Source organism: Kitasatospora sp. MBT63 (assembly GCF_000710465.2).
Taxonomy (GTDB): domain Bacteria; phylum Actinomycetota; class Actinomycetes; order Streptomycetales; family Streptomycetaceae; genus Kitasatospora.
Genome location: NZ_JAIZ01000167.1, coordinates 95,386 through 102,278, shown reverse-complemented (window position 1 = coordinate 102,278; position 6,893 = coordinate 95,386). Strand labels below are relative to the sequence as shown.

Annotated in this window: 9 protein-coding genes; all 9 read right to left on the bottom strand. The window is 73.2% G+C overall.

The features are described from left to right. Positions 1-70: 70 nt before the first annotated feature. Complete coding sequence (locus tag AA75_RS45445; RefSeq protein ID WP_158515482.1) at positions 71-808, bottom strand: LuxR C-terminal-related transcriptional regulator; 738 nt, start codon at positions 806-808, stop codon at positions 71-73. Positions 809-897: 89 nt separating this feature from the next. Next, a complete protein-coding gene (locus AA75_RS11810) occupies positions 898-1,713 on the bottom strand; it encodes a DUF317 domain-containing protein (protein WP_033819840.1) in 816 nt (271 codons plus the stop codon). Positions 1,714-1,729: 16 nt separating this feature from the next. After that, on the bottom strand, positions 1,730-2,518 hold the full coding sequence (locus AA75_RS11805; RefSeq protein ID WP_033819839.1) for a DUF317 domain-containing protein: 789 nt from the start codon (positions 2,516-2,518) through the stop codon (positions 1,730-1,732). Between the two features lie 115 nt (positions 2,519-2,633). Then, positions 2,634-3,446, bottom strand: coding sequence for a winged helix-turn-helix transcriptional regulator (locus AA75_RS11800; protein ID WP_033819838.1), 813 nt, complete (start codon positions 3,444-3,446; stop codon positions 2,634-2,636). A gap of 17 nt (positions 3,447-3,463) precedes the next feature. After that, positions 3,464-4,315 (bottom strand): hypothetical protein, encoded by an 852-nt coding sequence (locus AA75_RS11795; protein WP_051812157.1) that lies wholly within the window; start codon positions 4,313-4,315, stop codon positions 3,464-3,466. Further along, complete coding sequence (locus AA75_RS11790; protein ID WP_033819837.1) at positions 4,312-4,959, bottom strand: hypothetical protein; 648 nt, start codon at positions 4,957-4,959, stop codon at positions 4,312-4,314. The genes AA75_RS11795 and AA75_RS11790 overlap by 4 nt, the downstream gene beginning before the upstream one ends. Further along, the gene (locus AA75_RS11785; RefSeq protein WP_033819836.1) at positions 4,959-5,474 is read right to left on the bottom strand and encodes a hypothetical protein; all 516 of its coding nucleotides are present in this window, start codon (positions 5,472-5,474) and stop codon (positions 4,959-4,961) included. Before AA75_RS11785 ends, AA75_RS11790 begins: the two co-directional genes overlap by 1 nt. Further along, a complete protein-coding gene (locus AA75_RS11780) occupies positions 5,471-6,220 on the bottom strand; it encodes a hypothetical protein (protein WP_033819835.1) in 750 nt (249 codons plus the stop codon). The genes AA75_RS11785 and AA75_RS11780 overlap by 4 nt, the downstream gene beginning before the upstream one ends. Then, complete coding sequence (locus AA75_RS11775; RefSeq protein ID WP_051812156.1) at positions 6,217-6,807, bottom strand: DUF4913 domain-containing protein; 591 nt, start codon at positions 6,805-6,807, stop codon at positions 6,217-6,219. The genes AA75_RS11780 and AA75_RS11775 overlap by 4 nt, the downstream gene beginning before the upstream one ends. Positions 6,808-6,893: the final 86 nt, after the last annotated feature.

Below are 6,893 nucleotides of genomic sequence, written 5' to 3'. Positions count from 1 at the left end.
GAGCTGGCCCGCGCGGTGGGCGCCACGGATCCGGGTGCCCACCGCGACCGCGAGGCGAACTGACCGGCGGCTAAAGCCGGTTCGCCACGGGCCGGGCCGCAGTGGCGGCGGCCGGCGGGGCGGGCTGATCCGCGGGCAGCCCCAGGGGACGGGGTGCCTGCGAGGTGCGGGCGGTCGCGGCCCGCACCCGCGCGGCGTCCGGGCCGCCTTCGGCCTTGAGAGCGAGTTCGCGGGCGTCGATGACGTGGCTGATGGCCTGCAAGGCGGTGTTGCTCTCGGCGTAGGCCGTGCGCAGTGCGCTCGCGGACTGGGTGATCCGGTCGAGGTCGTAGAAGGCCGGGACGTGACCTTGCCGGGTGAGCGCGTGCAGCCGTCCCTGGTGCACGACAGCGGCGTTGGAGACGACGACGAGGTGGGAGCGCGTGTGCATCGCTGTGCGCAGCAGCGGGTCCTCGACGGGCGTGCGGACCGAAGCCTTCTCCAATTCGGCGATCGGCCGGCCCCAGGCTTTCTCGATCATCGAGTCGGCGTGGTCAAGGGCGGTCGGGTCGGACACGGTGTTCTCCAAAGGGGCTTGCTCAGTGGCCTGTCGGGTGGCGGCGGCCTGCTGCTGGGCGTAGAGCTGGACGGCGTGGTCGTTGCTGCTGGCGCCGAGCTTGCGGCGGGCTCGGGCGGCTCGGGAGTGGACGGTGGAGGCGCGGGTGCCCTGTCGGCGTGCGATCTCGGCGATGGTGTAGCCCTCGGTCAGGTAGCGCAGGGTGCTTGTCTCGACGGGGGCGAGGGGCAGGCCGAGTAGGGGCGTGCTCAACGGGTTCTCCTTCGGGGAGTTGTGGCGGCGCGGTCTGGAATCCGCCTGGCATTCAATGGACTTGGGCATGGCTTGCTCCTCCGTGCGGGTCAGCGGGCTTGGCCGGCGCGCACGGGCTTCGGGTGCGCCGGAGGACGGGTTGAGGTGGTGTGGGCGAGTACGGAGGTGGCTGCCCGGGGGACGGAGAGCGAGCGGGAGGTGGCCGCCCTGACGCGCGCGACCTCCAGCGGGCTCGGCGCGGTGGGCGCGGCGACGGCGCTCACGGGCAGGCGCGCAAGCTGGTCGCGCCGCAGGTGCCGGTGGACCGGCGACGGGTCGAAGGCGGCGGTGGTGAGCGTGTCCAGAAGGGGAGCGGGCAGGTGCGAGGAGGCGCTGGCGTACCAGCGGCGACTGGGCGGGCCGGCCTCGAAGAGCCAGCGTTCGGTGGTCTCGTCCATCTCCTCGGCGTGCCGCAGGAAGCCGGGGCGCGTCGAGCGGGTGACGAGCTGATCGGGGCTCTGGAGGACGACGGGGTCCACCCACTGTCCGGCCGCCCGGTGCGGGGCGGGTCGGCCGGCGCCGAGGTAGGCGTCGGGGCCGCGTGTGTAGGCATCGGCGAGGGCGGTGGTGAAGTCCTGGACGATCTCGGTGGGCACCCGGTCGTCGAAGGTGACCAGCCACTGAGGGACGGTCGGCTCCGGACCGGCGCTGATCTTCCAGAGCGTGGAGTCCGGCCCCTCGGGCAGGAACGCCAGGCGGGCGGTCAGGTCCGGTGCGGTGACATAGGTGTTGCCTAGGTCGTCATTGGTGGCCGCCCACCCGGCCTTGATCAACGGGGTGATGGCCTCGGTGACGTCGGCCTTGGTGTCCGCGAGGTAGCGCGGCCAGACGCGGTACTCGCGGGGCTTTTCGGGGGTGTACGGCATGGGAGTTCTCCGGGGGTCAGCGCCGACGTGCTCCGCCGGGAACCGGCAGTGCGGCGGGCGGGACGGCGGGGCCCTGCGGCGGGCAGCTGTGCGGGCGCCTGGTAGGGGTCGGGGCGCGGCGGGCGGTGACGTGGGGCAGGTGGCGGGCGGGGACGGCGCCCAGGGGCCGCTCGACGGGATGGGAGGAGCTGAAGGCGAGGGCGGCGCGCACGAGCGGGTAGAAGGGCACGCCGATGCTGAAGTCCGCATGCCAGGAGGGGTGTTGCGGCTCACCGGCGATCATGCTCCACGACGGCGGGACGAGGCCGGCGATCTCCGAGTCGGCGGGCTGGTGTCCGACGCGGTGCCGGTAGAGCGCGGTCCCGTCCGGCGCGACCTGGTCGTGGAAGCCCCTCGGCCCGGGGTCGGGCTGCCAGCCGCGGTCGGCGAGAACGGACGCGGGCGTGCAGTCCAGGTGGTGGGGTCCGCCGAGCAGGTAGTCGCGGTGCCCGCTGCGCAGGCCGTCGACGAGGACGGCGGTGAAGGCGGCAGTGATCTCGGCGGGCGTGCCGGGTCCGAACACCGCACGCCACAGCATCTCCGAGCCGGAGACGGTGTAGCCGTGGACGCTCCACGTGCCCGGGTTCTCGGGCGGGCCGGAACTGGTGAAGACGGTGGTGCGGCAGGGAGTGGTGAAGAGGGCACCCCCGTCCGCTGTACGGGCGCGGCTCCAGCCGGGTGCCGAGGCCAGTTGGCCGGTGACAAGCCGCTGGTCGCCGGGACCGGCGAGACGAAGCGGACGAACAAGAAAGGGGACGGAGGACACGGGCAGGCTCCTGAACGTGGCGGGGAGCGGGCCCGCACACAGCCGTTGGCGGGGCAGCGTGCGGACCCGGGGCGCTGGGGACAGGGGGCCGTTCTGCGGCGGGAGGTCACGGCGTTCACCGGCCGCGCGAGGGGGAGGCGGCCTGCGTGAGGCCGGCGGGGACACGCAGCTGCGGCACCGGAGCGTGGCTGAACAGCGCGGAGGGGGCGGGGCTGCGGCGCAGTGCGGCAGCGGTCCGTACAGATTGCGCGGGGGAACCCAGAGTGCGCTCGGCGGCCGGCACCGCGCGGGGAGCGGCGGCGGTGTGCCGGTGGTCCCACTGCTGGAGCGCGGTGTAGACGGGGCCGAGCGCCCGTCCGGCATCGGTGAGGATGTAGGGGGCGCCATGCCGGTTGTCGGTGCGGGCGACCAGGCCGTCCGCCTGCATGCGGTTCAGCCGGACCGCCGCGAACTGCGGCGGGGAGCCGAGCCGTTCGGCCAGGTGGGTCAGACGCAGGCTTCCGTGCTCCGAGAGCAGACGGACGGTCTCGGTGGTGTCCGCCAGCTGCAGGCGGTGCAGGGCGTCCTCGACCCGGTCGTACCGCCCCTGTGGGGTGCGGTCGATGTGGTCGGAGGACCACTGCGCGAGAGCGCGGTAGACGGGGCCGAGCGTGCGGGCCGCCGACGAGAGCCGGTAGGGGGCGGTGCGGTCGAACTCACCGTCGCGGGCCACCAGACCGGCGGCGGACATCGTGGCCAGACGCTTGCTGACGTACGACTGGGACAGCGCCGGGAAGTGCCGCGTGACGTCGGAAACGCGCATCTCCGGGCCGTACTTGGCGATCGTGTGCACGACGTGGGTGGTCCACCGTGGGGTGAGACGGCGAAGGGCGGCCTCGGTGCGCTGCGCGTCGGTGGTGCTCATCGGGGTGGACGACTGTATGGACATGGCCGGGAGTTCCTTGTTCAACGGGTGCGGGAGGAGAGGGAGGGGTGGGCTGCTGCCGGGGGCGCTGCCTGGGCGGGGCCGGTCGCGGGCGTCCCGACGGGGCCGGAGGGGGTGCGGGCCAGAGCGGCGGCGACGCGCTGGTCAGCGGTGCGCGAGGCATCCAGGAGGGCCTGTCCGGCGGGTGTCAGCGAGAGCAGCTGACCGGGCCGGTAGGACGAGGTGCTGGTATCGGCGACCACGAGGTCCTCGGCCATCAGCGCCTCGACGGTGTGCGCCCAGACCGATGGCGCCACGTCACTGCCATCGGACGTGAACGTGTAGCCGTAGACAGCGCTCTTGCAGAGCCGCAGACGACCACGGTCGATGGCCGCCAGCGCCTCGAACTCCCGGGTCCGGGGGTCGTACCTCGACGGTGTACCAGGAAGGTCGGGCTCGGCGGCCGGCACCGGGGAGGCGGTGACCGCCGTGCGCTTGACGGCAAGAGGACTCTGCGGACCCGCCAGGCCCGCCTCGGTGCACCGCTCGTAGGCGCTGACCACATCCGAGAGCTGCTCGAACGCCGCGCCCCGCCGAGCGGCGAGCAGCTCGACCTGAAGGCCGGCGGACTGCATGACTCCATTGACCCCGCGCATCGAGGCGTGATCGCCCCGGGCGATCGGCGCCAGACGCTCGGTCACCTGCTGGGCCTTGGCGGTGAGGTCCTGGTGGAGCCGGTCGACTTCGCGGGCGCAGGACGCCACCATGAACGCGAGGCGGGTGAGAGGGCTTTCGCCGGGGTGGCGCGCGTACAGCTCCCAGGGGTTCTCGACACCGAGCTGGTCGAAGACCAGGTGCGCGCCGGGGTTCTTCAGCGGGTCGTGGGGGTTCATCCGGCCGTCTCCATCCGGGCAAGGAGGGAGCGGACCAGGGTGGGCAGGCTGTCGGGGCCTTCGCCGCCGAGGCGAACGAAGCTGACCTCCTCGTCCAGGAGGCGGCGGGCATCCTCGGCCAGGGCGATGATGATCTCCGTGCACGCGTCCGTGAACTCCGTGGAGGCGAGCAGGGCCTGGCCCAGGATCTGCAGGTAGCGGCCGGGCGGGAGGGCGGCCTCGGTAGCGAGGGCGGTGATGGCCTGCCGGTCCTGCGGGGCGTAGGCCGACAGGTCGAAGTCCGGGACCTCGGCCGGTACCGTGGTCGCGGCGTCGGACTGCAGGCCGGCCTCGACGGTCAAGCGGTCGACGGCCTGGGTGAGGTCGGCGAGCGATTCGGTCAGCCAGCCCAGGGCGGAGGCGTAGGAGGCGAGGGCGAACAGGGCGGCGGGGGTGGTCGGCAGCCGCTCCTCCAGCAGGTCCTCTAGCCGGAAAGCGAGTGCCGTGATCACCTTCGGCCCGGCGGTGAGCGGCCCGAGGACGGGGTGGAGGTGAGAGCGCGAGCGCGGCGTGGCGTGCTCGGCGGTGACGATGCCGGTGACGGCCTCGGCGGCCTCGGCGAGCCATGCGGCGAGGTCGGTGTGCGTGGGGACGTGAGTGGTCATCAGCGGGCCTTTCGGAGGGCAGCGCCGGGGGCGAAGCCGGGGGATGCGGTGGTGTAGGTGGGTGCGCCAGCAGTTCCCGGTGCGGGGCGAACGGATCGGGCGCGGGCGGCGCGGACGCGGGCTTCCTGCTGCTGCCGGATCTGGGCTTCCCGGGCCGGATCCAGGCCGGGCGGGAGGTTGAGGCCGGTGCGGCCCAGGCGGTTCTGGGCGGAGCGGTAGACCTGGTAGTCGAGCCGGGGGCCTGCGGCGATGAGGTGGACCTCGCGCCGGTGCTGGGACTCGGGCGCGGCGTCGCGAAACTGGACGACCAGACGGTGACTGGCCCACTGGTCGCCGACGCCGAGGAAGATCTTGTGGCAGCCCTCCAGCCGGCCTTCCAAGCGGGTGGCGACGCGTTCGCCGTGGACGAGGTCCTGCAGGTGCAGCAGGGCCTGGTCGCGGATGGGCTCAGGGAGTTGGCGCAGGTCGGCGAGGGCGTCGGGGTGGGCGGAGAAGGCGAACTTGGCGCGGCTCACAGCGACCGCCCTCGATCGGGCTGGGTGACGGCGGCGGCTGCGGGCGCGGCGGCCAGGACGTCGGCGGCGGTGACGGCCGGGGCCGTGGTGCTGCGGGCGAGCGCGGCGCTGGTGCGCAGGGCCTCGGCGTCGCGGCGGTACTCGGGCGGCTCGGGCAGCGGGGTCGAGCGGTGCTCCAGCCAGTCGTCGGCGGCGGCGTGGTCGGCGAAGGCCCCCTCGCGCACCGTGTAGGTGAACTGGTCGGGCTGAAGCGTCTCCAGGAACACGCGGACGGGCAGCTCGCTGGCCTCGCGGTCGACGGCGACGCTCCAGCCCTCGGTGTCGGAGTCGTCGATCACCTGGTAGTCGGCGACGTTGAGACTGTCGCCTGCGCGCCGTATGCGGTCCTCGACCCGGACGGACAGCTCGTCGGCGGGGCGGGGGACGTCGAAGACCGGTGCGACCTTGTCCGGCGGGCAGCCGCGGTTGACCAGCCAGTTCTGCGCGAACGCGAAGGTGGCGTGCCCTTCCCGGTGCATGCTGAACATGCCTCGGCTGCTGTCGCGGTCGACGTCGAAGGAGACGATGTTGGCCTTGTTGGGGTAGTCCCAGGTCGCCGTCTTGTCGAAGGCGATGATGAAGCTGCGCTCGCCCACGTCGTGGTGGGAGATGAGCTGGAAGTCCTTCTCCCAGGGGTAGTTGTACGCATGGCCGGGGGACTCGTCGGCGGGCTTGAGGCCGTCGAGGCGGAAGTCGAGGGTTTTCATGCGGCGAGTCCCAGCTGGTCGGGGGTGGTCAGGACGCGGTGGGCCAGCCGGGAGGGGCTGGTGGTACAGGCGGCGAACGGGCCGTCCGGAGCGCGGAGCTGGAGCAGGGCGTGGTCCAGGTGGTCGCGGTGCCAGGTCGAGGGGCCGCTCTGGCCGGCCTCGGCGGCGGTCAGCTGCTGCCACGCGAGCCAGAGCGCGTGGAGGCGGGCGACGGCCTCCGGGTGCTCGTGCCACTGCGCGCACCACGGTCGGGTGGAGCCGATCTCCCGGCCGTAGACGGGCAGCAGGATGTGGGTGACCCAGAAGGAGAGTTCGGCCAGTTCGGCGGCGTACTGGGCGCCGCCCATCGCGAGGATGAACAGCGAGGGGGCACCGGCGGGTTCGCCCTCGGGCGCGGTGTCCGGCTCGGCCGCGCCGGACGCGGTCTCTTCGTCGGCTTCGGAGCCGAGGCGGTCGAGGATCACGCCGTGCTGGCGGACCTCGGCCATGGTGCGGTTCAACGCGCTGACGAGGTCGTCGAGGTCCTCGTCGGGGATACGGATCGGCTCGGGCTCGGGGGTGCCCGGCATCGGGTCGGACTCGGACATGGCACATCCAGGGGGTTCGGACGGACGGGGAGGGAGGGGGCGGCTGGTCTTCTTCGGGTCATGGCAGGGCTCCGGTGAAGCGGTTG

What these genes read in the sequence shown, in the direction of transcription:
- AA75_RS11810 (WP_033819840.1), bottom strand. Translation starts at nt 1,713, where the DNA reads ATGCCGTACACCCCCGAAAAGCCCCGCGAGTACCGCGTCTGGCCGCGC.
- AA75_RS11800 (WP_033819838.1), bottom strand. Translation starts at nt 3,446, where the DNA reads ATGTCCATACAGTCGTCCACCCCGATGAGCACCACCGACGCGCAGCGC.
- AA75_RS11795 (WP_051812157.1), bottom strand. Translation starts at nt 4,315, where the DNA reads ATGAACCCCCACGACCCGCTGAAGAACCCCGGCGCGCACCTGGTCTTC.
- AA75_RS11790 (WP_033819837.1), bottom strand. Translation starts at nt 4,959, where the DNA reads ATGACCACTCACGTCCCCACGCACACCGACCTCGCCGCATGGCTCGCC.
- AA75_RS11780 (WP_033819835.1), bottom strand. Translation starts at nt 6,220, where the DNA reads ATGAAAACCCTCGACTTCCGCCTCGACGGCCTCAAGCCCGCCGACGAG.
- AA75_RS11775 (WP_051812156.1), bottom strand. Translation starts at nt 6,807, where the DNA reads ATGTCCGAGTCCGACCCGATGCCGGGCACCCCCGAGCCCGAGCCGATC.